Raw genomic sequence first — 25,394 nt, 5'->3', positions numbered from 1 at the left:
GGTTTCCGGAAGCCTCTCACTCCGGCCTATAGAGCTTTGGTTCCGTCCAATACCCGTAACGTATGACGCCCCATGAAAGCAAATGACCTTGAAGGCTATTGAACTCCATGGCCGTTACGACACTCGAGAAATTTTCCTTGTCCAAGTGGTAACGACCCAAGCCATCGAAATTCACGTTCATGTCTGACTCAATGCGCTCAATGGCCAGCTCCACATATCGATTGGCGTACTGCAGTAGCTCGGGCGAAGCATTCATGCGAGCAGACAGACGTTGAGCCACGTCATCCCGTAGTAGCCCGTTGTGGTTACGCACGATGAACTTTCCATCACCTCCTACCGATATCCCAACCATGCCGTCAGGCATGACTGGCTCCCGCCCCGACAGCTCCCGCAGCATCCTGCCGTAGAGTTCCTGAAAACCCGCATGAACCATGTTGAGTTCTGCATTGATCTGCTCCAGCGGGCGGGCATTCTCCTTGGGTGGGCACTTTACTTGCTCGGTTATCCATATCTCGAAATCACTGGCCACGTTCGGACCTGACGGCAGTTGGCCCAATCGGTCATAGGTCCGCGCCTCGATAAAGCTGTCCAGATCCTCCTGCGACCGTTCCTGGGGTGTGACCACCGTGCGCGTCGACTCTGCCGCCTTGGCGACTTCAGCGAGGCGGGTGTCCGAGCGGGTGGTCCAGAGCGGCAGGCTGCTGTTGATTTCCATGGCGACCTCTCCTTTTTGGGTATTCCCTTCAAGGTCGGCCGGGGTGAGTTGAAACTGAGCGGGGAGAGCCTGCAGAGCGTCCTATACCGCTGTAGGAACAGAACGGCTCATGGTACCTAAGGCTTAACGAAGAACCGAGTGTAGGAGTCGGCAGCCCAGAGAATTCCGTAGTTTTAGGGCATCTATGTCAACAGACACTTCTTAAGAGCGAGCGTTGATGCTTGAGCTTTGTGCGGGCTAATAAGCCCGCACATTCCAACTAGGCTGGCGGATGAATCCGTCGCTCGGTCCAGTGTCCATAACGTACGACACCCCATGAGATCAGATGGGCCTGAAGGCTGTTGTACTCAAGGGCTCTGACAACGCTCGAGAAATTGCTTTTGTCCAAGTGATAACGGCCGAACCCATCGAAGTCCACGTTCATATCCGACTCGATACGCTCGATGGCCAACTCCACATAACGATTGGCGTACTGCAGCAATTCGGTGGAAGCGTTCATTCGTGCAGACAGCCGTTTCGCCACATCATCCCTGAGTAAGCCATTGTGATTACTGACGATGATGTTGCCTGCGCTATCGACCGATATACCAACCAATCCGTCACGCATAACCGGCTCCCGCCCCGACAACTCTCTCAATATGCTGCCGTAGATCGCCTGAAACCCCGCATGCGCCATGTTCAGCTCCGCATCGATGATTTCCAGCGGACGCGCATTGTCCTTGGGCGGGCGCGTCACCTGTTCGATGGCCCATATCTCAAGATCGAAACTCACCTGCGGCTTCGTTGGCAATTGCGCCAACCGGTTGTAGGTATGACTTTCGATGACTCGATCCAGATCTTCCTGCGGCAGTGCCTCTGGCAGAGCCAGTGCTCGGGCTGACTCGCCCGCCTTGGCCACTTCGGCGACCCGGGTATCCGAGCGCATGAGCCATAACGGCAGGTTGCTCGTGATTTCCATGACGACCTCTCCTTTCTGGGGTGTTCCCTCAAGGTCGGCCGGTGTGTTTTTAAGCTGAGTGCGACGAGCGACTGGAACGTCCTATTCCCATGTAGGAACAAGACGCTCCAGTCGGAGCAGCCCGGGGGTGTGGGTGATGCAGCTCACCGGGGCACGATCGGCCCCGGCGGAAACAGCATCAGCCCGCCTGGCGGATCCCCTGCTCCTGGGCACTGGCGAGCTTGACGATGCGCCGGCTGCCGCAGCCGGCCTGGAGCAGCACCATGTCCTCGAACACCTGCTTGCCCAGGCGCAACACGGCGCTGGGGTCCTGGTAATCGACATGGTTGAGCCCGGCCACGGTGAAGTGTTCATGGGTCGCCGGGTTATGCACGAAGAGGCTGAAGGTGCCGTCCGTAAGCGTCCGGCTTTCCACCCTGCAACTGGGGATGGCGCGCGCGAGCATCAGGTCCAGTTCCTTGCCAGACAGTGCAGTTTTCATCAACAGCCTCCTTGTTACGGTCATGCCGGCCGCGTGAATTCGGGCCGCGCGCAATGGGGGTCAGAGCATGCGTACCGGGAACACCGATGCGCCGTCCACGCCCCTGATGGATGGCCGCTCGGCCATCACCTCGAAAATCGCCTTGTCCTGCCCGGGGTCCAGCGGCTCCAGTTCGATCAGCCGCGTACGGTTCCAGTTCTCCGGCGCCGCCCCCGCGAAGCTGATGTGCCCGGCGAGCCCATCCAGCGCCGCCCAGTCCTCGAACTGCGCCAGGCCGAAGTCGAGCGTCACCGCGCGCGGCTCGAGCCGCACGACGCCTTCGGCCAGTGCGGGCGAGTACAGGGTCAGATGAGCGAGGGACGTGATCATCCTGATACCTCCGGAAGCCGGTGAGACAGGCTCGGAAAAGGTCTTCAACCCCCAGGGGAGCACAGGCAGCTAGCGATAAACATGCCAATACAGGTTTTCTGCGGTTTCACTGAACCCTCTCGCCGCCCTGCACAGGAAAACCTCGACAACCTGATATCGGCACGATGGCAAACCACCCAAAAAGCCGGGGAACCCGCATCCTTGAGCGGGGACGCGCCCATGCATTCTGCACGGGCGATCTGCACGATTCGGGCGATTTGCAAGATCGCGAACAGGCGCGATGCGATGATAAGGGGCGGGCTGCACACCCATGGTGCTCGTCGATTCCGCACGGGAAGGCGACCGGGAAATCACCTGATATCAGCGCGTCATCTCGATGATATTGAAACCATTGCAGCGGACGAACGGCCTCTTCCAGCAGCGTAATAAGGCTGAACTCACACGCGCTCCCGGACTTCTCAATAACAACTCACGCGTATCCCAACTTGAGGCCCGGTCGCTGCGGCATGCGTCGGGCTTCTTTTTTGGATGGACCCACCCGTACCTGGACGTAGCCATGGCTTTTCAACCCTCAGCCGAAGAATTGCAGCAAAGGCTGGATGCCCGGCTGGACAACCACCTGTGCGTGGTCAAGTTCCGCGACGACGAAGTGGTGCTGTCCCTGCGCGACCTGCGCACCGGCCGCCTGACCATCGTCTCCGGCCTCTTCCCCCGCCACTGGGCCAGCCACGAACAGTTCGAGGCCCTCAATGGCCAGTTGATCGATGAACTGGAGCGCATGCTCGAGCAGGACCCGGGTGGAGGCGACGCCGCCCTGCCGGAGGGCGACTGACCATGCCCCTCGCCCCGCTCGACGAGCAATTGCGCACCACCCTGCACGACGCCTCGCTGAACAACCAGGTGGCCTGCATCACGCTGGTCAGCGCCGCGCAGAAGATCGACGACGAGGAGCTCTGCGAAGCCCTGTTCCGCACGGTGGCGATCCTGCGCAGCGACGCCGAGCGCCTGGCAGCGCTCGCCAGGGAGGCTTCACGCGGGCGCATCCGCCGCAAGCCCTGAAAGGGCGCGCCTCGGCACAAAGGCGGAACCTGTCCGGCAGCACCGGCTCTATAAGTCCCTGAGAGGCGCCTGGGGGCGCAAACGGCATCAAGACCGTCGACGTTGAATGAACTGGAGATCCACATGGGTTGTTATCACATTTCCCCCACGGAAAAGGGGTGGGAGTTGCGCAAGGAAGGTGCGACGCGCCCGTCCAAGACCGCCAGCGAGAAAGCCGTACTGCTCGAGAGCATCGAGAGCTTCATGCAGAACCGCGCAGGCACGGTGAAGGTGCACGGGGAGGACGGCAGCGTCGAGCAGGAACTGCGCTATCCGCCCGCCCGGCGTTACTACGACTCGTCGGGCGACTAGCGCGCGTCACCGCCTCGCCCGGGTTTCAGCGGCCTCCTGGCCACTGATCCCTGCCGGCACTGAAAAACGCGATCGACCCGGGACGTCCGCCTCACGCCTTGCAGGTGAGCGTCCCGGATCGGTCGCGTTGTCGCATTCGACGCTCAGGCACGCGAGATGCCGGTGATGGTGATGCCGTAGCGCTTGAGCAACTGGATCGCCGGCTCGCGGCTGTGGTCCTCGCTCTCGGCATACTCCCCGGCAGGCAGGTTGTCCTCGGCCCACGCCAGCAACTGGCGGTTGGCCTCCTCCGTATCCGGTTTGCTCGCCGCCTCGATGTCCAGCGTCGAGGTGTTGTTGTCCTTGTGGTAGGTGATGATCCAGTGCGCCATGTCGGTTACCTCGGCGTTGGCGGGTGTCTCTCTGCTGACTGGCGCCAGCGACGATGAGTTCACTGCCAAGCGCCTTGCCGACTTGAACTTTCCTCCTGCCGCTTCCCTCGAATTGCCATTGGCGCCACCGCTTCGCTGCACGCTCGGCGCCATTCACGTCGCATTCGCCACCGGAGGCCTGGTCCAGGGATGAACCCGCTGCATACCCCCTCATCGAGGAACGTTCGCATCGCAACCGGCCTCCTGGCCGCACTGCTGTTGGCCGCCTGCCAGGAGCAGGAGACGCCCAAGCCCGTGCAGCGGGTCCTGGTGCAGAACATCGAGGAAGCCGATTTCAGCGCCGAAGTGCGCCTCACCGGCGACATCCAGGCCCGCGTCGAGGCCCAGCAGGCCTTCCGCGTGGGCGGCAAGATCATCGAACGCCTGGTGGACGTGGGTGACCAGGTCCAGGCGCAGCAGGTACTGGCGCGCCTCGACCCGCAGGAGCAGCGCAGCAACCTCGACACCGCCAATGCGGCCGTCACCGCCCAGCGCGCGCAGCTCAAGGAGGCCGAGCTGGCCTTCGAGCGCCAGCGCAAGCTGCTGCCCAAGGGCTACACCAGCCGGAGCGAGTTCGACCAGGCACAAGCCCAGCTGCGTGCCACCCGCAGCTCCCTGGACGCCGCCGAGGCCCAGGCCGCAAACGCCCGCGACATGCTCGCCTATACCGAGCTGAAGGCCTCGACCGACGGCGTGATCACCAGCCGCCACGCCGAAGTCGGCCAGGTGGTGCAGGCCACGGTGCCGATCTTCACCCTCGCCCGCGAGGGCGAGCGTGACGCCGTGTTCAACGTCTACGAATCGCTGTTCGACCAGCAGCTGGAGAGCCAGGACGTGACCGTCGCCCTCCTCGGCCAGCCGCAGGTGACCGCCAAGGGCGAGGTGCGCGAGATCACCCCGACCATCGACCCGCAGAGCGGCACCCTCAAGGTCAAGGTGGCGCTGCAGGACGTGCCGCCACAGATGAACCTGGGCGCCGTGGTCACCACCCGCCTGCGGCCGCGCAGCGGCGATGGCGTCGTGCTGCCCTGGTCGGCGCTGACCAAGGCCGGGCGCGAGCCGGCGGTGTGGCTGGTCGGTGATGACCAGCGGGTGGCGCTGCAGAAGGTCGGCGCGGTTCGCTACGCCAGCGGCAAGGTGCTGGTGGGCCAGGGCCTGCAAGCGGGCCAGCGGGTGGTGATCGCCGGCGGCCAGTTGCTGCACCCCGGCCAGCAGGTGGAGATCGCCCGCGCCGAACAGGCCGCCGAGCCGGACAAGGCCGCAGCGGTGCGAGAGGATCGCGGCGAGCCGGCGCCACAGCCCCAGGTCGAAGGGAGCGTGCCCCATGAATGACGCCACCCGCATCGCCTGCCTCCTGCCCCTCGGCGCCTTGCTGCTGGCCGGCTGCGGCGAGCAGGAACAGACGCCGCCCCCACCGCGCCCGGTGCTCAGCGTGGTGGTGGAGAGCCAGCGCCAGGAGAGCGTCGGCCGCTTCGCCGGCACCATCCAGGCGCGCTACGAAACCACCCTGGGCTTCCGCACCAACGGCCGCATCGCCTCGCGTGCGGTGGATGTCGGCGACAAGGTGGCCAAGGGCGCCCTCCTCGCCACCCTCGACCCCACCGACCAGCAGAACCGCCTGCGTGCCAGCGAGGGCGACCGCGCCAGCGCCGAAGCGCAATGGATAGACGCCCAGGCCGATGCCCGCCGCCAGGAGGAGCTGTTCGCCCGGGGCGTTGGCGCCAAGGCCAACCTCGACGCCGCCCGTACCCGCCTGCAGACCAGCCGCGCCAGCCTCGACCAGGCCCGCGCGGCGGTGCAGCAGGCCAGCGACCAGCTCGACTACACCCGCCTCACTACCGACTTCGACGGCGTCGTCACCGCCTGGCGCGCCGAGGCCGGCCAGGTGGTCGCCGCCGGCCAGGACGTGGTGACCCTGGCACGCCCGGAAGTGCGCGAGGCGGTGTTCGACCTGCCCGACGACCTCGTCGCCGCCCTGCCCGAGGACGCCACCTTCCTCGTCAGCGCCCAGCTGCAGGAGAACGCCTCCACCACCGGGCGCATCCGCGAGATGGCACCCCAGGCCGACGCCGCCACGCGCACCCGCCGCGTGCGCCTGAGCCTGGAACAGACCCCGGACAGCTTCCGCCTCGGCACCACGGTACGGGTGGAACTGAGCAGCCCGGTGACCCCGCGCGCCAGCCTGCCGGCCAGCGTGCTGGTGCGTGCGGAACCCGGTGCGCAGGAGGACCGTGGCCAGGTCTGGGTGGTGGACGAACAGGCCGCCGTCGTGCACCGCCGCGAAGTGCAGGTGCTCAGCCGCGAAGGCGAGCGCGTGCTGGTCGGCAAGGGGCTCGCCGATGGCGAGCGGGTGGTCAGTGCCGGGGTCAACAGCCTCAAGGAAGGCCAGGCAGTGAAACTGGATGAAGGGGATCGGCCATGAGTGATGCCAAGGGCGGCTTCAACCTCTCGGAATGGGCGCTGCGCCACCAGTCGTTCGCCTGGTACCTGATGGCGGTGGCACTGGTGATGGGGGTTTTCTCCTATTTCGAACTGGGCCGCGAGGAAGACCCGGCCTTCACCATCAAGACCATGGTCATCCAGACCCGCTGGCCCGGCGCCACGGTGAACGACACCCTGGAGCAGGTCACCGACCGTATCGAGAAGAAGCTCGAGGAACTGGACAGCCTCGACTACGTGAAGAGCTACACGCGGCCGGGCGAGTCCACCGTCTTCGTCTACCTCAAGGACACCACCGACGGCACCCGGATACCCGACATCTGGTACCAGGTGCGCAAGAAGATCGACGACATCCGCGGCGAATTCCCCCAGGGCCTGCAGGGCCCGGCATTCAACGACGAGTTCGGCGACGTCTACGGCAGCCTCTACGCCTTCACCGGCGACGGCCTCAGCTACCGCCAGCTGCGCGACTACGTCGAGCGCGTACGCCTGGACATCCGCAGCGTCAAGGACCTGGGCAAGGTGCAGCTGATCGGCGAACAGGACGAGGTGTTCTACCTCAATTTCTCCACCCGCAAGCTGGCCGCCCTGGGCCTCGACCAGCGCCAGGTGATGCAGAGCCTGCAGGCGCAGAACAGCGTGACGCCCTCGGGGGTGATCGAAGCCGGCGCCGAGCGCATCTCGGTGCGCACCTCGGGCGAGTTCCGCTCCCAGGCGGACCTGGAGGCGGTCAACCTGCGCATCAACGACCGCTTCTACCGCCTCGCCGACCTCGCCAGCATCCAGCGCAGCTACCAGGACCCGCCCACCTCGCTGTTCCGCTTCAACGGCGAGCCCGCCATCGGCCTGGCGGTGGCCATGCGTGACGGCGGCAACATCCAGACCTTCGGCGCGGCGCTGCATGCACGCATGCAGGAGGTCACCAACGAACTGCCGATCGGCGTCGGCGTGCACCAGGTGTCGAACCAGGCCGAAGTGGTGGAAAAGGCCATCGGCGGCTTCACCAGCGCGCTGTTCGAGGCGGTGATCATCGTCCTGGTGGTGAGCTTCATCAGCCTCGGCGTGCGCGCCGGCCTGGTGGTCGCCTGTTCGATCCCGCTGGTGCTGGCCCTGGTCTTCGTGTTCATGGAATACAGCGGCATCACCATGCAGCGCATCTCCCTCGGCGCCCTGATCATCGCCCTCGGCCTGCTGGTGGACGACGCCATGATCACGGTGGAAATGATGGTCACCCGCCTGGAACTGGGCGACTCGCGGCACGACGCCGCCACCTACGCCTACACCTCCACCGCCTTCCCCATGCTCACCGGCACCCTGGTCACGGTGGCCGGCTTCGTACCCATCGGCCTCAACGCCAGCTCGGCGGGCGAATACACCTTCACCCTGTTCGCGGTGATCGCCGTCGCCCTGCTGCTGTCGTGGGTGGTCGCGGTGCTCTTCGCCCCGGTCATCGCCGTGCACGTGCTGCCCGCCACGCTCAGGCACAAGGAAGAAAAGAAGGGCCGCATGACCCGCTTCATGGACCGCGGCCTGCGCCTGGCCATGGGGCACCGCTGGGCGACCATCGTCCTGACCGTGGCGCTGTTCGGCGGCTCGCTGTTCCTCATGCAGTTCGTCCAGCAGCAGTTCTTCCCCTCCTCCGACCGCCCCGAGCTGCTGGTGGACCTGAACCTGCCGCAGAACAGCAGCATCGCCGAGACCCGCGCGGTGATGGATCGCTTCGAGGCCAAGCTCAAGGACGACGATGACATCCAGCGCTGGAGCTCCTACATCGGCGAGGGCGCGGTGCGCTTCTACCTGCCGCTCGACCAGCAGTTGCAGAACCCCTACTACGGCCAGCTGGTGATAGTCGCCAAGGACATGGAGGCGCGACAGCGCCTCTCCGCCCGCCTCAAGCAGCGCCTGCGCGACGAGTTCGTCGGCATCAGCGGCTACGTGCAGCCCCTGGAGATGGGCCCACCGGTGGGGCGGCCGATCCAGTACCGCATCAGCGGTCCGGACATCGACAAGGTGCGCGAGTACGCCATGGCACTGGCGGCGCGGCTGGATGCCAACCCCAACGTCGGCGAGATGATCTACGACTGGAACGAACCCGGCCGCGTGCTGAAGATCGACATCGCCCAGGACAAGGCGCGCCAGCTGGGCCTCTCCTCCGAGGACGTGGCGCAGATGATGAACGGCGTGGTCACCGGCGCCACCATCACCCAGGTGCGCGACAGCATCTACCTGGTCAACCTGGTGGGCCGCTCCGAGGAAGGCGAACGCAACTCGCCGGAAACCCTGGAGAACCTGCAGATCGTCACCCCCAACGGCACCTCCATCCCGCTCAAGGCCTTCGCCACCGTGGGCTACGAGCTGGAGCAGCCACTGGTCTGGCGCCGCGATCGCAAACCCACCATCACCCTCAAGGCCAGCGTCCACGGCGACATGCAACCCACCGACCTGATGGCCAGGCTCAAGCCCGAGGTGGACGACTTCGCCGCCGGGCTGCCCGCCTCCTACCGCATCACCCCCGGCGGCACGGTCGAGGAAAGCGGCAAGGCCCAGGGGCCCATCGGCCAGGTGGTGCCGCTGATGCTGTTCCTCATGGCGACCTTCCTGATGATCCAGCTGCAGAGCGTGCAGAAGATGTTCCTGGTGGCCAGCGTGGCCCCCCTGGGGCTGATCGGCGTGGTGCTCGCCCTGCTGCCCACGGGTACGCCCCTGGGCTTCGTGGCGATACTCGGGGTGTTGGCGCTGATCGGCATCATCATCCGCAACTCGGTGATCCTGGTGACCCAGATCGACGAGTTCCATCGCGAAGGCGCCCATCCCTGGGACGCGGTGATCGAAGCCACCCACCACCGCACCCGGCCCATCCTCCTCACCGCCGCAGCGGCCAGCCTGGGCATGCTGCCCATCGCCCGCGAGGTGTTCTGGGGCCCCATGGCCTTCGCCATGATCGGCGGCATCATCATCGCCACCCTGCTCACCCTGTTCTTCCTGCCGGCCCTCTATGTCGCCTGGTACCGCATCCACGAACCGGACGACGACACGCCGCCGGCACGACATGCGCAGGAGGCGTAACGGCGCCGTAGGGTGGACCACGCTTTACCGGTCCACCAATCGGAGCCATGCCGAGCACCGCCGGTGGATGAAAAAAGCGCCATCCACCCTACAGGCGTGCACCCGCAAAGGTCCGAAATGAGCAAGTTTGTAGGGGCGCGGCGCGCAGCACCGCCGTAGTGAGGACCAGGCGGCGCTCCGTTTCAGCCCACCGCCACAACACAAAAGCTTCGCGAGCAGAGCTCGCTCCTACGAGACCGTGCCTGGGCACACCCCCGTGGGAGCCAACTCATTCTCGATGTGCCATTCACGCGTTGCGATGCAATTCGGCCAACTTCGCTGCGGCCTCTTCGATGCGCGCCTTGAGCGCTTCGATTTCCTCGCGACGCTCGGCGATCACCCGCTTGGCCGGGCACTGCCCGGTGAGCCCACGGGCAAGCACCACGCCACCCCCGCCGGCACGCAGCCACCCGACCAGGCCGCCCTGGCGCAGACCGGTACCGACCATCACCAGGCCACCTGCGATGCACAGGAAGCGTTCCCACCCCTCGACGTTGTGAGGGCGGGCAGCGTTTTCACGGGACTGGGGCTCGAAGGCGACCATGGTGTTCTCCTGGCGCTATGGGTGTGTAGTAACGACTGGCCAGGCGCCTTGGGGGTTCAGTGTGCTGGACGAGCGGAACGCGGGACCACCGCGAAGGCGGCCCCGCTATCAGTTCATGCAGGCTTGTGGCCCTGGTCGAGGCTCTGGTCCACCAGCCAGCGGCCATGGGCCAGGGAGGCCCGGCGGGCGCTGTCCTCCTCGGCGAGGAAGGCCGAACGGGCCGGCAACGGGATGCGCCGGGTACGACTGCCATCGGGGGCGGTGATGTGCACGCCACCGGCCCAGGGTGTGGGGATGCCCGGGTGCTCGATCAGGTGCGCGGTGATGATGTGGTCACGGTGGGTGCACTGGTTGCTGCTGTTCATGGCTCTGCCTCCATTAGGCGGGAGGAGCGGGATACGGCGACGGCCCTCCCTTCGAGTGGATGCCCAGCGGGCATGGACCTTCACCATAGCGCAGCCCCACGCCCCGACCGCCCGAGCCGACGAGCGTCGCCCTCCAGATGCCGGTTGCCCGCACCCACTCGCTGCGATTGACAGCCCGCCGCCGCCCCCAGCAGCTGCATGGATACCCCGGCGCTGGATGCCCCGGCGATCATCCGCCATCACAACCTGACGCTGTCGGGACCGTTCGCCACGCTGGCGAAGACCGCCCAGGTGAGCTTCTGAGGCAAGCCGCGGCGACTGTAGGGGCGACTTCAGTCGCCAAGCGGTGCGCAGCGCCGCCCTACTGCCAGCCCGGGCGGGCGTGGGGTGGGCGTAGGGTGGGCTTCAGCCCACCGATAAGGCTTCGCGAGCAGAGCTCGCTCCTACGGGAATGTCCCGCCCCCCACTTCACCCCAACAACGACGCCACCGTGCGTTCGCCCAGCGCCGGGCCGATGCTCATGCCCAGGCCTGTGTGCATCAGCACGGCGGTGACGCCGGGGATGGCCTTGAGCACCGAGAACGGGCCGGGACCGCGAGCGCCGTAGACGCCCTGCCAGCGTTCCAGCACCTGCAGGCGGGTGCCGAGGGTGTGTTCGGCGAGGTCGAGCATCAGGTTGTCCACGGCCTCGGCGTTGAAGGGTGAAGCGTCGCGACCGTAGTCATGGGAGTCGCCGATGATCAGCTCGCCATGGGGCGTGGGGCTGACCAGCAGGTGGATGCCGTGCTGTTCCAGTTCGGGGGTGTGCTGCTCGATCTGGCCCCGGATGGCTTCGGCTTCCGGCAAGTCGGAGAAGGCGCCGTAGTGCACGCAACTGAGGCCGGTGAGCACGGCGTGCTGCAGGCCGATGTCCACCGCTGGGCGAGCACGCAGCATCTGCAGGCGACAGACGCTGGGCTGCAGCGGGGCGATCTGCCCGGCCAGCAGGGTCAGGTAGTCGTGGCCGGAGCAGACGATGATCTGCTCCGCGCGGCAACTGCCGGCGCTGGTGTGCACGCGGTTCTGTTCGACGTCCCGCACCAGGGTGGAGAAATGGAAGGTCACGCCCAGCTCGTCACGCAGGTAGTTCACCAGCGCCGGGATGGCTTCGCGGGAGTACAGCTGCTGGTCGTCCAGGCCATGCAGGGCCACGCGGTGGTGGCTGAACTGGCCCTGGTAGAGATCGTGCAGGCGCTCGCCGCGCAGCAGTTCGACGCGGTAGCCGTGCTCGACGGCGCGGGTGGCACAGAAGGCTTCCAGCAGCGCCTCTTCCGCTTCGGTGCGGGCGAACAGCAAGGAGCCGTTGCGGCGGATATGGAAGCCGGCGGCCTCGGCGAGCTGGGCCCAGATCGTCCGCGCCTCACGGGCCAGGGCGAACATCGGGCCCGGCGCCTGGCCGGTGATCAGCGCCTGGCCGAAGTTGCGCACCGAGGCGCCCAGGGGCCGGTCGCTGCGCTCGAACACGCTGACCTTGAGGCCTCGCCGGGCGGCGGCATAGGCGTGGGACAGGCCGAGGATGCCGGCGCCGACGATGGCGATATCGGTGTCGTGGATGGGCATGGGTGTCTCCTGGAGTTCGATGCCCGCCCTCCCCGACCCTCTCCCAGCAGAGAGAGGGCGAAGCGGGCGGGCTGGGGCTTACTGGGGCTTACTGGGGCAGCTTCTCGGACTTCCCGTCGTAGCGCTTGCGCCACTCGGCGAGGATCGAGTCGCGGTTCTTCGAGGCCCACGCGAAGTCGTTCTTGATCAGGCGCTGCTCGTAGTCGGCGGGCAGTTCGGTCTGCGGCTTGGCGATGCCGGGCTGGGCGAGGACGGCGAAGTTCTCCTTGTACAGCTCCATGGCGGCGGGGCTGGCGGAGAAGTCGGCGAGCTTCCTGGCGGCGTCAGCGTGCTGGGTGCCCTTGATCACGCCGGTGGCTTCGATTTCCCAGCCCAGGCCTTCCTTCGGCAGGACGATGTCCAGCGGCGCGCCCTGGCGCTTCAGCTGCACCGCCGGGTATTCGAAGGAGATGCCGATGGGGAATTCGCCGGCGGCGGCCAGCTTGCACGGCTTGGAGCCGGAATGGACGTACTGGCCGATGTTCTGGTGCAGCGCATCCATGTAGGCCCAGCCCTGCTTCTCGCCGAAGGTCTGCAGCCAGGCGCTGACGTCGAGGAAGCCGGTGCCGGAGGACGCCGGGTTGGGCATGACGATCTTGCCCTTGTACTCGGGCTTGGTCAGGTCTTCCCAGCTGCCGGGCTTGGTCAGGCCCTGCTTCTCGGCTTCGACGGTGTTGAAGCAGATGGTGGCGGCCCACACGTCCATGCCCACCCAGGCCGGCGGGTTGGCGGCGTCGCGGTAGTTGGCGCCGATGGCGTCCAGGTGCTTGGGCGCGTAGTGCTCGAGCAGGCCCTGCTGGTCGAGGATGGCCAGGCTGGAGGCCGCCAGGCCCCACACGGCGTCAGCCTGGGGGCGTTCCTTCTCGGCCAGCAGCTTGGCGGTGATGATGCCGGTGGAGTCGCGCACCCACTTGATCTCGATGTCCGGGTTTTCCTTCTCGAAGGCCTTCTTGTAGGCCGCCAGCTGCTCGGCCTCCAGGGCGGTGTAGACGGTCAGCTCGGTGGCGGCCTGGGCCTGCAGGGCGAAGCCTGCGACAACGGCGGCAGCGAAGGCGAGACGCTTGAACATGTGAAGCTCCTTGGTTGGTGTGCTGGGGTCAGGTTTGGCTTGCTGTGGTTATGCGTTGGCAGGGGTTTCGCCGCGCGCCAGGCGGGCGTTGATCTGGTCGATCACCTCCGGCAGGTCGGCGAGGGTGTCGATCAGGTAATGCGGGCGGCTCGGCGCGAACAGCGCGTCGATACGGGTGCGCTCCTCGGCCAGGTGCTCGGCCGGCAGGGCCTGGTAGGCGGCGAAGTCGAGGCCGAGGAAGTTGCCGGAGAAGCGCAGCGCCACGGTCCACATGCCGGCGCTGCGGCCTTCGAGGATGCCGGGCTCGGTGTCGTCCACCTTGACGCAGGCGGCGACGTCGTCGAGGCCGAGGGCGATGACGTTGGCCAGCGCCTGGGCCGGGCTCGGGCGGCCCTTGGGCACCTCGTCGGTGGCGACCACGTGGTCCGGGCGGTAGCCGGCCTCGGCGGCCAGTTCCACCACCTTGTCCATCACCACCCTGGGGTAGCCGGAGCAGGTGCCGATCTTCATCCCCCTGGCGCGCAGGGCGGCAATGGCCTCCAGGGCGCCGGGGATCAGCGCCGAGTATTCGCCGACCTTGGCGATCTGCAGCGGCATGAAGCGCTCGTAGAGCGCGGTGACGTCCGCGTCCGTGGGCAGCCGGCCGAAGCGGCGCTCGAAGCGCGCGGCGATGGCCGGCACGTCGCACAGGGTGCGGATGTGGTCCCACTTGCCCATGCCCATGGGGCCGCGCGCCTCCTCCAGGCTGATCTCGACGTCGAAGCTGGCGAAGGCCTCGACGAAGATCCGCGTGGGGGCGAAGGAGCCGAAGTCGACCACGGTGCCGGCCCAGTCGAGGATGGCGGCCTGCAGGTGCGTGGGGGTCTGGTAATGCATGGGGATCTCCGTGGATCAGTGGCCGGGCGCGGTCTGGCGCCAGGCCTGGGAGCGGCGCAGCAGGCCGCGCGAGGCCCCGGCCAGCAGCAGCGAGACGGCGGCCGAGGTGAGCAGGATGAGGGTGGACATGGCGGCCGCGCCGCCGACGTTGCCGGCGTCGTCCATGTTCAGCACGGCGACGGCGGCGAGCACGCTGTCCGGGCTGTAGAGGAAGATCGCGGCGGACACGGTGGTCATGGCCGAGACGAACAGGTAGCGGACGATGTCCAGCAGCGCCGGCAGGCAGATGGGCACCGTCACCTTCAGGTAGTGGCGGTACAGCGGCATCTTCAGCGACAGCGCGGCGGCCTCGAACTCGCCGTCGAGCTGGCGCAGCGCGGTGCTGGCGGTCATCTGCGCGGTGGTGAGGAAGTGCGCGATGGAGCACACCACCAGCAGCGTCATGCTGCCGTAGAGGCCGTGCAGCGGGTTGGCCGGCAGGTTGAAGAAGAAGACGTAGCCCAGGCCCAGCACCAGGCCGGGTACCGCCATGGGCACGAAGCTGAGCAGGCGCAGCACCTGGTTCAGAGCGCGCTGGCCGTGGGTCTTCTCCATCAGCCAGGCGCCGGTGAAGATCAGCGCGCCGCCGAACAGCGCGGTGCAGGTCGCCAGGGTCAGGCTGTTGCGGTACGCCAGCCAGCCGCCGCCGGCGGTTTCCTCGAAGGCGTAGTGACGCAGGGACAGCGACAGGTTGTAGGGCCAGAACTTCACCAGCGAGGAGTACACCGCCATGCCCAGCACCCCCAGCAGCACGGCGCAGACCAGCAGCACCAGGGCGAGGAAGCCGGCATCCCGCAGGCGCGAGGGCTTGGGCTGGTGGACCTGGGCGCGGCCGCTCATGGCATCGCCCTGGCGCCGGCGCAGCCAGGCATCGACGCCGAAGCTGAGCAGCGCCGGCAGCAGCAGCACCATGCCGATCAGCGCACCGCGACCGAACTGCTGCTGCCCCACCACCGCCTTGTAGGCCTCCAGGGCCAGTACCTGGTAGTCGCCGCCCACCACCACCGGCACGCCGAAGTCGGTGATGGTCAGGGTGAACACCAGGCAGAAGGCGGCGAACACGGCCTGGCGCGTGGCCGGCCAGGTGATGCTGCAAAAGGCCTTCCAGGGTCCTGCGCCCATGCTCGAGGCGGCGTCGAACAGGCGGCCGTCGGCCAGGGACAGCGCCGAGATGAGGATCATCAGCGCATGGGGGAAGGTGTAGATGGCCTCGCCCAGGACGATGCCCCAGAAGCCGTAGATGTTGTCCGGCAGCCAGCCACGCAGCAGGCCCTGGTTGCCGAACAGGTAGATCAGCGCGATCCCCGGCAGCATCGAGGGCGCCAGCAGCGGCAACAGGGAGATGCCGCGCCACAGCCCCTTGGCCGGGATCAGCGTGCGGGTCAGGGCGTAGGCGAACAGGTAGGCCACCGGCACCACCAGGGCGGCGACGCTGAGGGAGACCTTGAGGCTGTTGCCCAGCAGCCAGTGGAAGTTGGCGCTGGCCAGCAGCTCGCGAGCGGCCACCAGGCCACCGCCCTGCCCGGCTTCACCGCTGAAGCCGCGCCAGAAGATGGCTGCCAGGGGCAGCACCACGGCGACGGCGAGGAAGGCCAGGAACAGGCACTTGCCGCCCTGGATGAACAGGCGGTCCCCCAGGTCGCCCGGGCGACGGCGGGCACTCTGCGGCAGGGCCAGGGTGCGCTCCATCAGGCGAACACCTGCAGGCTGCGGGACGGCAGCGCCACCCAGATGTCCGGCCCACCGAGGCGCGGCATCTGCGCCGGGTCCAGCTCGGCCAGCAGCGGGTGGCCGGGCAAGGCGTCCAGCTCGAAGCTGACCCGGCAGCGGTTGCCGAGGAAGGTGATCTCGCGCACCTGGGCGCGGAAGCGGTTGTCGTCGTCCTGGCCGGGCTCCACGGCAATGGCCTCGGGGCGGCAGAACAGCTGGCCACTGGCGCCCTCGCCCGCCTGCTCGGGCAGGCACAGGCGCAGGTCACCGACCCGGGCGTGGCGACCGTCGCGGCCCTCGAACGGCAGCCAGTTGCCCTGCCCGACGAAGCTGGCCACGAAAGGCGTGGCCGGACGCCGGTAGATGGCTTCGGGGGTGTCGTACTGCTCGACCCGGCCGTGGTTCATCACCGCGATGCGGTCGGCCATGAGCATGGCCTCGTCCTGGTTGTGGGTGACCATCAGGGTGGTGATGCCCAGGCGCTTCTGCAGCTGGCGCAGTTCGGTGCACAGGTGCTCGCGGACGCGGGCGTCCAGCGCCGACATGGGCTCGTCCAGCAACAGCAGCGAGGGCGACGGCGCCAGGGCACGGGCCAGTGCCACGCGCTGCTGCTGGCCGCCGGACAGCTGGCCGGGATACTTCTTCTCGCTGCCGGTCAGGCCCACCAGTTCGAGCATCTGCGCCACGCGCTGGCGGGCTTCTTCGCGGCTGGCACCGGTGAGGCCGTAGGCGATGTTCTGCTCGACGCTGAGGTTGGGGAACAGCGCATAGGACTGGAACAGGATGCCGTAGTCACGGGCCTGGGGCGGCAGGTGGGAGATGTCCCGCCCGCCCATGCGCAGCACGCCGGCATCCTGCCGCTCCAGCCCGGCGATGCAGCGCAGCAGCGTGGTCTTGCCACAGCCGGAGGGGCCCAGCAGGCACACCAGCTCGCCTTCGGCGATGTCCAGGGACACCCCGTCCAGGGCGGTGAAGCTGCCGAAGCGCTTGCGCATTTCGCAAGCCTGCAGATAGGGGGTGGCGGACATGACAGGACCTCGCAGAACACTGGCGCACCGCAGGAAGCGCGGTACGGCTCGACGAGGCTGATGCTAGGGAGCAAATGCGAAATCCATGTGGCGATAACCCCAAGCCCACCGATAGTGGCATTGGCGGATTTGGTATAGGCCAGCGCTCTGGTAGTGTGCGCAGCGTCCGGCGCAGCCGCGCCGGACGGGCTTCAGGGCCCATCGACTCATGGAGAAGGAGACTCAGCATGCCGAACGAACACCGCCCCCGCACCCATCGCGCCGTTGCCCTGGCACTGGCCGTCATGGTGCTCGGACTGGGTGGCTGCAGCACCCACCCGCCGGAGAAGAAGCAGGGCCAGATCCTGGCCGAGGCCCTGGCGAAAACACCGAACCCCACGCAGGCACGCGAGCTGGTCACCGTCACCATCCCCAGCCACGGGGCCCTGGCAGACCAGTTGGCGATCGCCTCCGGCGGCGGTGCCAACGCCACTCAGCTGGCAGCACTGCTGAGCCAGGTGGCGCGCTCGTCCACCCCGCGCGTTCTGGTCATCGGGGGTGCGCCGGCGCTGGACGCCGCGGTCATGCAAGGTGCGCTGAAGGGCCAGCGACTCGAAGGCCTGCAGGTGATCTTCGCGGGGCTGCCGGAACAGGAGGCGGACATCGCCACGCTCGTCCGCGCTGCCGGCGCGCGTTTTGATTTCTTTTCGAGGCAGTAAGAGGCAAGACGGGGCTGGTACGGAAAAGGCTGATGTCGAAGCACCGAATTGCGGTGCCAAGCTGGTTATCGAGTTTGCGGATATCACCTGTTTCGCCTTGCCTGGCGAGTCTCTTTTTTCAGTCGCCAAAAAAGAAACCAAAAAGGCTCGCCCCTGCATCCGGCCCGGCTGCGCCGGGTTCCCTCCCTCCATCGTCGCTCCAGGGGCACGCGCTGACAGGCCATCCATGGCCTGACAGCGCTCTCGCGACATCCATGTCGCTCAACCCCTTCCACGACGATTCCGCTCGGCCTCCTGAAGGGGCACTGCCCCCGCCCGACCATTCCTTGCCTGGCAACAGCGCAGCGTGCGCGCTTGCCATGCGAGGAGGTGAGCCGGGAAGGCTGCTCTAGAGGGGTGAAGAGTCGCGATAAGCGATTAGGACGTAGCCAATGAAAAGCCCGGCCCCTACAACAGGGACCGGGCGTGCGGGCTTAAAGCCGGTTGAGGGTGACGTTGTCCAGGTACAGCGACTGGTCGGCACGGGTGCTGAGCACCATCAGCTCCATGCGCCGGTAGGTTCCGGCCGGCACCTGGAAGCTCTGCTGCAGCTTGCCCCAGGCGCCGCCCTGGGTGTTCACCACGCCCAGGGACAGCAGCCGGCCGTTGCCGGCGGTGTCTTCCAGGTAGAGGTAGGCATAGGCCAGCGCGGCGATGCTGGTGGTGCGGCTCACCATCACGTCGGCGGCGAAGCGGTAGGACAGCCCCGGCTGCACCTTGCCGGCCAGGAGCAGGCTGGCGCCGGTGCCGTCGGCCTTGCGGGCGTAGACCTCCAGGGACTTGCCGGTGGTTGCCAGGGCGGTCAGCCGGGTGCTGCCGTAGAAGCCCGCCCAGTCGCCGATGGCGCTGTCGAAGTTCCAGCTGAAGGCGGCCGGGGTCGCCGGGGTGACGGGATTGGTGGGGGTCACTTCGCTGAGTTCCACCTCATCCAGCAACACGGCCAGGCGGTTGACGCTGACCAGGCCCAGGTAGGTGTTGCGGATGACGCTGGCCGGCGGCTGGTAGACGAAGGTGACGTCGATGGGGGTGAACTCGGTGCTGGTCACCGACTTGATCACGCCGTTGGCCGTGCTGTAGCTGATGCCGGCGCTCTCCTCGTGAAGCATGCCCAGGTAGACGTTGCCGCGCACGTTGGTGCCCTTGAGCATCACCTTGGCCTTGAGCCGGTAGGTGGCGCCGACCTTCAGTGCGCCCACCGAGGTGGCCAGCACGTCGTCGCGGCCGGCCGGCAGCTCGAACTGCAGGGCGTCGTCGCGGCAGGTCTTGCCGACGTTGAGGGTGCTGAGCTTGGCCAGGTTGAGCAGGGCCTTCCAGCCATCCAGGGTGCGGAATTCGCCGTTGGCCACCAGGCCCTTGAGCGCCGGCTTGTCGCACCAGGCCGTGGTGACCGGCGGAGTGGGCGTCGCCGGGGTGGTGGGCGTGGTCGGCGTGGTGGGGGTCGTGGGCGTAGTGGGCGTCGAGGTCGGGTTGACCGTCTCGGGCACCTTGGTCGGACGCAGCGCGGCGATCTGCGCGGCCATGTCGTTCAGCGCGCGGGCGGCGTCGGCGAAGCTGGCACGGCCGCAGGCCTGGTTGGCGCAGGTGGTATCGACCACGTTAGGCGTGGAGAACAGCGGTGCCTGCACGGACGCGTTGAACACCTGGGGGTAGGCCATGATGGTGGAGAAGCGCCCCTGCACGCCGTAGCCACGGCCCCATTCGTAGGTGCCCTGGTGAATGCCACGGGCCAGGTAGGTGTAGTAGCCCTCGGTCTGGTCCTGCTCGTAGGAATGGCGCAGGCCCATGTTGTGGCCGATCTCGTGGGCCATGGTGCTCAGGCTGCAGTCCACCCCGGTGATGCCATAGGCACTGGCCCAGGCACCGTTCTGGAAGGTGCCGCTGTTCTTCGGCCCGGAGAGCACGTAGCCGATGCCGCACACGCCATAGCCCTGCCCCACCTGGGTGCGGCTGATCAGCTGCACCACGTCGGCGCCGTAGGTCTCGCGCAGTTGCTGCACGCGGCTGTCGGCGGCGAAGGCGGAAAGGTCCTTGTCGGAGATGGTCGGGTAGCTGGCCCAGGTGAGCGGCTGGGCGTTGACCAGGCGCAGGCGCAGGTTGACGTTGCTTTTCTTGTAGGCGTTGTTGGCGAATTCGATGTAGCTGGCGATGCGGGCGTTCATGTCCCGCCCGTTGGGCAGGGCCTGGGCGTCCTTGGTGTAGAGCACCAGGATGTCGACGGTGCGCGGTTCGGTGGTGGCGGCGTGGGTGAAGGGGGCCAGCAGGAGCAGGGCCAGGCAGGCGAGCAATTTCTTCATGGTGATCGTTCCTGTAGCGCTCAGCCGCGGGTCGGCGGCGGGAGGGGCTGCAACGGCGTGGAATCGGGGGTCACGAGGGCGTCCGGGGTGGCACGCATCAGCAACTGGTTCTGGTCGGTCACCAGGGTGCTGCCGGTGGCGTTGTCCACCACCATGGACAGGGTCTGCTCGCGGGTGGCGAGGGTGATGTGGGTCTCCAGCTGGCCCTTCACCACGGTGAGGGTGTCTTCCGGCTGGCCGCCCTCCACCGGACCGCTCCAGACGGCAGCGCCACCGGTGTTGTGGGTTTCGTCCAGCGTGGCGCGCAGCGGTGCCTGGCGGCCGGGCACGCCCAGCTGCAGGGTCTTGCCGACGGCCAGCTCGCCCAGGGAGGTGGTCGCCACCTGGGTGCGGTAAAGGGTCATTTCCTGCTGTTGCTCGGGGACCAGGGAGTGGCTGTCCCAGAGTTCGACCAGGGTGTCGGCGGCGGCGTCCGCCACGGGCAGCGTGGCGACGTGGGGTGCCGGCACCACGTTCACCGCAACCGGCATCGGGCTGGCCGCCACGGGGGCGCCCGCCATGACCGGGGCGACGGGCAACGGAGCCGCCGGGGCTGCTGGCAATGGGGTGTGCTGGGTAACGGCCGGAGCCGCTGGGGTATCGCGCAGGAGGACGGCAAGGGTGACACCTGATGTGACCAGGGCAACCGCCAGGTAGAGGAGCGTACGGGGCATGACCACCTTCCCATGTTTCACCCAGCACAGCCGGGTGGCAGCGAAACCACGGAAGAGCATCCCTGACGAACCGTGGAACAGGTTCGACCGTTGCGAGGGGTAACGGCCAGTTGTTCGATTTATTGACGCCAGAAAATTGATATCACAGTGCCTGCACGCGGCATAAATACGCTTTCGCTATTAGCAAAGCGCTGGATCACACCATTGCGCTGCTGCCCCGTCTGCTGCCGATTTCTCGCCTCCTGAAGGACGTTGTACGACGTGAAGAAAGTTGAACGCGTTCAACTTCCGCAAGTGAACCAACCACCACCTTAAACAGTTCCTCGATGGTCATCGGGATAATTGGGATTTCTCGCACATTGCTGGTTTGACAGCCTCGCCGCCAATCGTGGGTAATTGCGAAATCCGGCGGCATCCAACAGCAAACAGCTGATAACACGTCGCCATCATCGACGGAATTGTCAGACAAAACCCTTTGATTACAACAGTTTGTGAAGCATCCCAGTGCGTACCGCTTAACTTCCTCGCTATTCCCTTAGTTGGCTTCATGCAACTTAAGACGCTGGCAATCTGATAGTAAAAACGAACTTTTCAATTCAAACCGACACCGCACGTTTGAATAAGTAGCACCCACTTCATTTTTGAATTACTTCACCGGCTCAACCGAACAGCCCCTTGCGTCGTCATTGAATTCAATGGCCGGCCTTTGCCTGCCCGTTGACTGACCCCGCCTGCGCATCACGGACGTGCAGCGGCGGATCACGAAATACCCGGCCCGGACCGGGTGAAGAAGAAGGAGAACCCCCCATGCGGAAAACCTGGCTCTACTCGGCCGTCGCCCTGGTGACGGCCGGCACGACCCTCGCCGTCCTGCTCAAGGACGCGCCAGCACAAGGCGATCAGGCCCCGGTGGCCTCGGCACCGTCCGACACCCGCCCGACCCCGTCGCCGTCCCTGGCAGACGCCGGCAGCCTGCCGCAGGCCGCTGCCCCGGTCGCCGCGAAAGCCTCACCAGCCGCTCCGCAGGATGTACCCCCGGCCACCACCCTGGCCCTGTGGGCGCCTGACACCCTGCAGGCCGAGGAGCAGGACGGCATGACCGTCTACCACACCCGGACCTCCCCCGACCTGCTGGGCGCGCTCGCCGTGGGCCGCACCCTGCAACTGGGCGTACCCGGCCGCCAGGAGCCCCTGCGAGCCAAGCTGGACGAGACCCACAACACCGGCAGCACCGCCGTGTGGAGCGGCCCGGTGGAGGGCGGCAGCGACGCCGACACCCTGACCGTGGTGAAGGGCCAGCTGGAAACCCACATCACCCTCGCCACCCCCGACCAGACCCTGTCCTTCGTGGTGGACAACGCCACCGGCGCCACCCAGGTGACCGACCAGAACGCGCTGCTGATGCGCGCCACGCCGGACCCGATCGTCACCCCCGACGCCAAGCAACTGCCCCCCCTGCCGCCGCCCGCCCAGGGCTGATCCAACAAGGAACGTCCCCCATGAACAGACTCTTCATCGGTGCCCTGCTGGCCGTCGCCGTCCAGACCGCCCAGGCGGCCGAGCCGCGCACCGTCGACATCCTGGTGCTCTACACCAAGGACGCCCAGGCGCTGCCCAACGGCCGCGACATGGACGCGCGCATCGCCAGCTACATCGAGTACGCCAACAACGCCTACAAGAAAAGCAACGTCGACCTGCGCCTGCGCCTGGTGCATCGCCAGCTGCTGGACTGGGCCAGCTACCCCACCGTCTCCAGCCGTGACCTGGCCGCCTTCGCCGCCGACAGCCGCGTGCAGCAGCTGCGCGAGACCTACGGCGCCGACATGGTCCACCTGATCGGCCGCACCCAGGACGGCCAGGGCTACGGCGTGTGCGGCATCGGCTACGTGCTCTCCGGGCCGAAGAACAGCGGCACCTTCAATTCCGGCTCCGCCAACAGCGCCTACGCCATCACCGGCGTCGACTGCAGCCTGAGCACCATGGCCCACGAGATCGGCCACAACATGGGCCTGCGCCACTCCTACGAGCAGGACCAGACCGAGGGCTACTACCAGTCCAGCTGGCACCAGGGCACCTTCGAATGGAGCCGTGGCTACGGCGTGCAGGGCCAGTTCTCCACCATCATGGGCTACCCCCATGTGTTCAACGCCCGCGTCCAGGCCCCGCTGTTCTCCTCGCCGCGCGTGGTGGACAGCACCTGCGCCAACCAGGCCTGCGGCCAGGAGAACCAGGCCGACGCCGCTCGCGCGTTGAACGCCATGGCCGCGCAGATCGCTGCCCTGCGCGCCACCAAGGTGCCGGAGACGCAGAACCCCACCAACCCGGGCACCCCGACCACTCCGCCGACGACGCCCCCGACGACGCCGCCCACCACGCCGACCCCGGCCTGGTGCAACAAGCCGGCGCTCAAGGGCCTGGTGGCCAACGGTGAGTTCCGTACCGATGAGGGCTGGCAGGCCCTGCTGGGCTATGCCACGACGAGCCTGGTGAACGTCGGCAAGACCTGCCGCGACAACGCCCTGCTGCTGGAACTGCCCAACGGCGGCAGCGACATCCTCGCCACCCCGGTCGCCGCCCTGCGCGAAGGCGTCCGCTACCGCCTGCGCGCCAAGGTCATGCTCAAGGGCGCCAACGCCCGCGGCAACCTGTACCTGGGCATCCTCCACGAGGCCAACGACCGCATCAGCTACAGCGGCGCCTCGGGCGTGACCCAGTCGGTGACCAGCAGCGAGTTCACCACCCTGGAGCGCACCTTCACCTACACCCGCGCCCAGACCCCGCCGCGCACCACCTACGTCGGCCTGATCAGCCGCGACGGCCTGAGCGTGCTGGTGGATGAGGTGGAGCTGACCGAGGTGACCGAGCCGAAGCCCACCACCCCGACCACCCCCACCGTCCCCTCGACGCTGGCGTGGAACTTCGAGAACGGCGCGGCCGGCTGGGCCGGTTTCCACGGCACCACCCGCCTGGTGACCCTGGGTGGCAACACCGGCACCTCGCTGGAAAGCTACGCCCGCCTGTACGAAGGCAGCGGTGCCAGCATCCCGCTGCAGGGCAAGGTGCAGGGAGGCTTCGGCTACCGCCTGGCCGCCGACGTGATGATCGGCCGCAACGCCGCCATCAAGGGCCTCACCTACGGCTACCTGTACCTGGAGGACACCAGCGGCCAGGGCCGCTACCTGCCCCTGGGCATGAGCGGCACCGTGGGCGGCGCCTGGAGCCGCCTGCAACAGGACGTGCAGATCCCCGCCGGCACCTACCGCCGCGTGGAGCTGCTGGTACTGGGCACCCGCAAGGACCAGTCCCTGTACCTGGACAACGTCAGCTTCAACCGGCTCTGAGCCACGGCCCCCGGCACTGCCGGGGGCTTTCCCTTCTGCGGGCCCGTCAGCGGCCCTCTTCGCAGGCCTCGTGCGCCACGGCCATGAACGCGGCCGGCAGACGCGCTTGGCGGCGGTCCTTCAGGCAATAGAGGTATTCGTCGATCTGCGGTGCCTGCTCCAGCTCGATGACGCAGAGCTCGGGGTTATCCGGCACTTCATGCCGCGCGATGATGCTGATGCCGATATTGCGGATCACCGCCTCGCGGATGGCTTCACGGCTGCCGATCTCCAGCAGCGGGCCGATGTCCAGCCCGGCCTTGTCCAGCAGCGCCTCGGTGAGCTGGCGGGTGATGGAGCCGCGCTCGCGCATCAGCAGGTTGTGGCCTTTCAGGGCGGCGATGGCCACCGCCCGGCGTCCGGCCAGCGGGTGGCTGCGGTGCACCGCCAGCACCAGCGGGTCGCTGCCCAGCACCAGGCGCACCAGGCGCTGGTCGTCGAGCTTCTGCGACGAGGCGGCGAGGTCCACGCGGTATTCCTCCAGCGCTTCCAGCACCTGCTGGGAGTTGCCGATCTCCACCGACACGTCGATCTGCGGGTAGCGCTCGCGGAAGTCCCGCACCAGGGCGAGGATGTAATAGGGAGAGGTGGCACCGATGCGCAGGCTGCCCTGCATCTGCCCGCTGTTGCGCAGGAAGAACTCGATGTCGGCCTCCTGCTGCAGCAACGCCTTGACCATGGGCAGCAGGCGCGCGCCCTCCTCGCTCACCGTCAGCCGGCGGCCGCCACGGTGGAAGAGTTCGACGCTGTACTGGGCTTCGAGGTTGCGGATCTGGGTGGTGACGGTCGGCTGGCTCAGGCCCAGCTTCTTGGCGGCCTGGGTGATGCTGCCCAGGCGCGCGACCATGTAGAACGCCTTGAGCTCGGCACTGAGCATGAGGGCTGGTTTCCGAATGGGGGGACGCGGCGATTATAAGCGCGGCGGCGAGCCGACTTCATGCATGGCGCGGCGCCTCGGACACGGGCCGGGACACGCGAAGTGGCGAATGGTTCACAGGCACTAGCACACCCGTACTATTCAAGAGCCTGGTCCCCCTCCCTAGACTGCTTCCAGGCGCCACGGCCCGCCGCCAGCTCCGGGTCCACGCGGCACACCCTGCCGCCCGCCGATAAC

24 protein-coding genes are annotated in these 25,394 nt (G+C 67.1%); 9 read left to right on the top strand and 15 right to left on the bottom strand.

Annotated elements, in window-relative coordinates:
* Window positions 1-16 precede the first annotated feature (16 nt).
* The 4 genes from HSX14_RS15425 to HSX14_RS15410 form a co-directional block, all read right to left on the bottom strand.
* On the bottom strand, window positions 17-715 hold the full coding sequence (locus tag HSX14_RS15425; RefSeq protein ID WP_173175446.1) for a hypothetical protein: 699 nt from the start codon (window positions 713-715) through the stop codon (window positions 17-19).
* Between the two features lie 259 nt (window positions 716-974).
* The gene (locus tag HSX14_RS15420; RefSeq protein WP_173175448.1) at window positions 975-1,673 is read right to left on the bottom strand and encodes a hypothetical protein; all 699 of its coding nucleotides are present in this window, start codon (window positions 1,671-1,673) and stop codon (window positions 975-977) included.
* Between the two features lie 178 nt (window positions 1,674-1,851).
* Window positions 1,852-2,154, bottom strand: a complete 303-nt coding sequence (locus tag HSX14_RS15415; protein WP_173175450.1) for a hypothetical protein — start codon at window positions 2,152-2,154, stop codon at window positions 1,852-1,854.
* A 60-nt stretch (window positions 2,155-2,214) separates the two neighbouring features.
* On the bottom strand, window positions 2,215-2,523 hold the full coding sequence (locus tag HSX14_RS15410; RefSeq protein ID WP_173175452.1) for a hypothetical protein: 309 nt from the start codon (window positions 2,521-2,523) through the stop codon (window positions 2,215-2,217).
* Window positions 2,524-3,079: 556 nt separating this feature from the next.
* Between HSX14_RS15410 and HSX14_RS15405 the strand changes: the two genes are divergently transcribed.
* The 3 genes from HSX14_RS15405 to HSX14_RS15395 all read left to right on the top strand — a co-directional run bounded on the left by HSX14_RS15405 (window position 3,080) and on the right by HSX14_RS15395 (window position 3,933).
* Window positions 3,080-3,355 carry a hypothetical protein gene (locus HSX14_RS15405; RefSeq protein WP_173175454.1) on the top strand — a complete coding sequence of 92 codons (276 nt, stop codon included), beginning with the start codon at window positions 3,080-3,082 and terminating at the stop codon, window positions 3,353-3,355.
* Window positions 3,356-3,357: 2 nt separating this feature from the next.
* Window positions 3,358-3,582, top strand: coding sequence for a hypothetical protein (locus HSX14_RS15400; protein WP_173175456.1), 225 nt, complete (start codon window positions 3,358-3,360; stop codon window positions 3,580-3,582).
* Between the two features lie 165 nt (window positions 3,583-3,747).
* Window positions 3,748-3,933, top strand: a complete 186-nt coding sequence (locus tag HSX14_RS15395; protein WP_230428046.1) for a DUF2188 domain-containing protein — start codon at window positions 3,748-3,750, stop codon at window positions 3,931-3,933.
* A gap of 143 nt (window positions 3,934-4,076) precedes the next feature.
* On the opposite strand, the gene HSX14_RS15390 is transcribed toward HSX14_RS15395, so the two are convergent.
* Window positions 4,077-4,304 carry a hypothetical protein gene (locus tag HSX14_RS15390; RefSeq protein ID WP_173175458.1) on the bottom strand — a complete coding sequence of 76 codons (228 nt, stop codon included), beginning with the start codon at window positions 4,302-4,304 and terminating at the stop codon, window positions 4,077-4,079.
* Between the two features lie 189 nt (window positions 4,305-4,493).
* Between HSX14_RS15390 and HSX14_RS15385 the strand changes: the two genes are divergently transcribed.
* Genes HSX14_RS15385 through HSX14_RS15375 form a run of 3 tightly spaced genes read left to right on the top strand, consistent with a single transcriptional unit; the run spans window position 4,494 to window position 9,848 of the window.
* Window positions 4,494-5,675 carry an efflux RND transporter periplasmic adaptor subunit gene (locus tag HSX14_RS15385; RefSeq protein WP_173175460.1) on the top strand — a complete coding sequence of 394 codons (1,182 nt, stop codon included), beginning with the start codon at window positions 4,494-4,496 and terminating at the stop codon, window positions 5,673-5,675.
* A complete protein-coding gene (locus tag HSX14_RS15380; RefSeq protein ID WP_173175462.1) occupies window positions 5,668-6,765 on the top strand; it encodes an efflux RND transporter periplasmic adaptor subunit in 1,098 nt (365 codons plus the stop codon). The genes HSX14_RS15385 and HSX14_RS15380 overlap by 8 nt, the downstream gene beginning before the upstream one ends.
* Window positions 6,762-9,848 carry an efflux RND transporter permease subunit gene (locus HSX14_RS15375; protein WP_173175464.1) on the top strand — a complete coding sequence of 1,029 codons (3,087 nt, stop codon included), beginning with the start codon at window positions 6,762-6,764 and terminating at the stop codon, window positions 9,846-9,848. Before HSX14_RS15380 ends, HSX14_RS15375 begins: the two co-directional genes overlap by 4 nt.
* Window positions 9,849-10,134: 286 nt before the next feature.
* Here the strand turns inward: HSX14_RS15375 and HSX14_RS15370 are convergent, their stop codons facing one another.
* The 7 genes from HSX14_RS15370 to HSX14_RS15335 form a co-directional block, all read right to left on the bottom strand.
* On the bottom strand, window positions 10,135-10,431 hold the full coding sequence (locus HSX14_RS15370; RefSeq protein WP_173175466.1) for a YgaP family membrane protein: 297 nt from the start codon (window positions 10,429-10,431) through the stop codon (window positions 10,135-10,137).
* Window positions 10,432-10,544: 113 nt separating this feature from the next.
* Window positions 10,545-10,796 carry a hypothetical protein gene (locus HSX14_RS15365; RefSeq protein WP_173175468.1) on the bottom strand — a complete coding sequence of 84 codons (252 nt, stop codon included), beginning with the start codon at window positions 10,794-10,796 and terminating at the stop codon, window positions 10,545-10,547.
* A 468-nt stretch (window positions 10,797-11,264) separates the two neighbouring features.
* Window positions 11,265-12,395, bottom strand: a complete 1,131-nt coding sequence (locus tag HSX14_RS15355; protein WP_173175470.1) for a TIGR03364 family FAD-dependent oxidoreductase — start codon at window positions 12,393-12,395, stop codon at window positions 11,265-11,267.
* A gap of 88 nt (window positions 12,396-12,483) precedes the next feature.
* Window positions 12,484-13,503: a putative 2-aminoethylphosphonate ABC transporter substrate-binding protein gene (locus HSX14_RS15350; protein ID WP_173175472.1), complete on the bottom strand. Its 1,020-nt coding sequence runs from the start codon at window positions 13,501-13,503 to the stop codon at window positions 12,484-12,486.
* Between the two features lie 48 nt (window positions 13,504-13,551).
* Window positions 13,552-14,379 carry a phosphonoacetaldehyde hydrolase gene (gene phnX / locus HSX14_RS15345; RefSeq protein WP_173175474.1) on the bottom strand — a complete coding sequence of 276 codons (828 nt, stop codon included), beginning with the start codon at window positions 14,377-14,379 and terminating at the stop codon, window positions 13,552-13,554.
* Window positions 14,380-14,394: 15 nt separating this feature from the next.
* Entirely contained in the window at window positions 14,395-16,107 is a 1,713-nt protein-coding gene (locus HSX14_RS15340; protein ID WP_173175476.1) for a putative 2-aminoethylphosphonate ABC transporter permease subunit, read from the bottom strand.
* On the bottom strand, window positions 16,107-17,156 hold the full coding sequence (locus HSX14_RS15335; RefSeq protein WP_173175478.1) for a putative 2-aminoethylphosphonate ABC transporter ATP-binding protein: 1,050 nt from the start codon (window positions 17,154-17,156) through the stop codon (window positions 16,107-16,109). The genes HSX14_RS15340 and HSX14_RS15335 overlap by 1 nt, the downstream gene beginning before the upstream one ends.
* 227 nt (window positions 17,157-17,383) lie before the next feature.
* Between HSX14_RS15335 and HSX14_RS15330 the strand changes: the two genes are divergently transcribed.
* On the top strand, window positions 17,384-17,854 hold the full coding sequence (locus tag HSX14_RS15330) for a hypothetical protein (protein WP_173175480.1): 471 nt from the start codon (window positions 17,384-17,386) through the stop codon (window positions 17,852-17,854).
* Between the two features lie 473 nt (window positions 17,855-18,327).
* Here the strand turns inward: HSX14_RS15330 and mep72 (HSX14_RS15325) are convergent, their stop codons facing one another.
* Window positions 18,328-20,187, bottom strand: a complete 1,860-nt coding sequence (gene mep72, locus HSX14_RS15325; RefSeq protein WP_173175482.1) for a biofilm-associated metzincin protease Mep72 — start codon at window positions 20,185-20,187, stop codon at window positions 18,328-18,330.
* Window positions 20,188-20,207: 20 nt separating this feature from the next.
* Window positions 20,208-20,900 (bottom strand): biofilm-associated metzincin protease inhibitor BamI, encoded by a 693-nt coding sequence (gene bamI, locus HSX14_RS15320; RefSeq protein WP_175384259.1) that lies wholly within the window; start codon window positions 20,898-20,900, stop codon window positions 20,208-20,210.
* An 807-nt stretch (window positions 20,901-21,707) separates the two neighbouring features.
* Here bamI (HSX14_RS15320) and bamI (HSX14_RS15315) point away from each other — a divergent pair.
* Both bamI (HSX14_RS15315) and mep72 (HSX14_RS15310) read left to right on the top strand, forming a co-directional pair.
* Window positions 21,708-22,379 carry a biofilm-associated metzincin protease inhibitor BamI gene (bamI, locus tag HSX14_RS15315; protein WP_173175484.1) on the top strand — a complete coding sequence of 224 codons (672 nt, stop codon included), beginning with the start codon at window positions 21,708-21,710 and terminating at the stop codon, window positions 22,377-22,379.
* Window positions 22,380-22,399: 20 nt separating this feature from the next.
* Window positions 22,400-24,241, top strand: coding sequence for a biofilm-associated metzincin protease Mep72 (mep72, locus tag HSX14_RS15310; protein ID WP_173175486.1), 1,842 nt, complete (start codon window positions 22,400-22,402; stop codon window positions 24,239-24,241).
* Window positions 24,242-24,287: 46 nt separating this feature from the next.
* Here the strand turns inward: mep72 (HSX14_RS15310) and HSX14_RS15305 are convergent, their stop codons facing one another.
* On the bottom strand, window positions 24,288-25,157 hold the full coding sequence (locus HSX14_RS15305) for a LysR family transcriptional regulator (RefSeq protein ID WP_173175488.1): 870 nt from the start codon (window positions 25,155-25,157) through the stop codon (window positions 24,288-24,290).
* Window positions 25,158-25,394 lie beyond the last annotated feature (237 nt).

The organism is Pseudomonas tohonis (assembly GCF_012767755.2).
GTDB classification, from domain to species: Bacteria; Pseudomonadota; Gammaproteobacteria; order Pseudomonadales; family Pseudomonadaceae; genus Metapseudomonas; species Metapseudomonas tohonis.
Note: the sequence above shows the minus strand (reverse complement) of the source record. Positions and strands in the feature narration are given on the sequence as shown.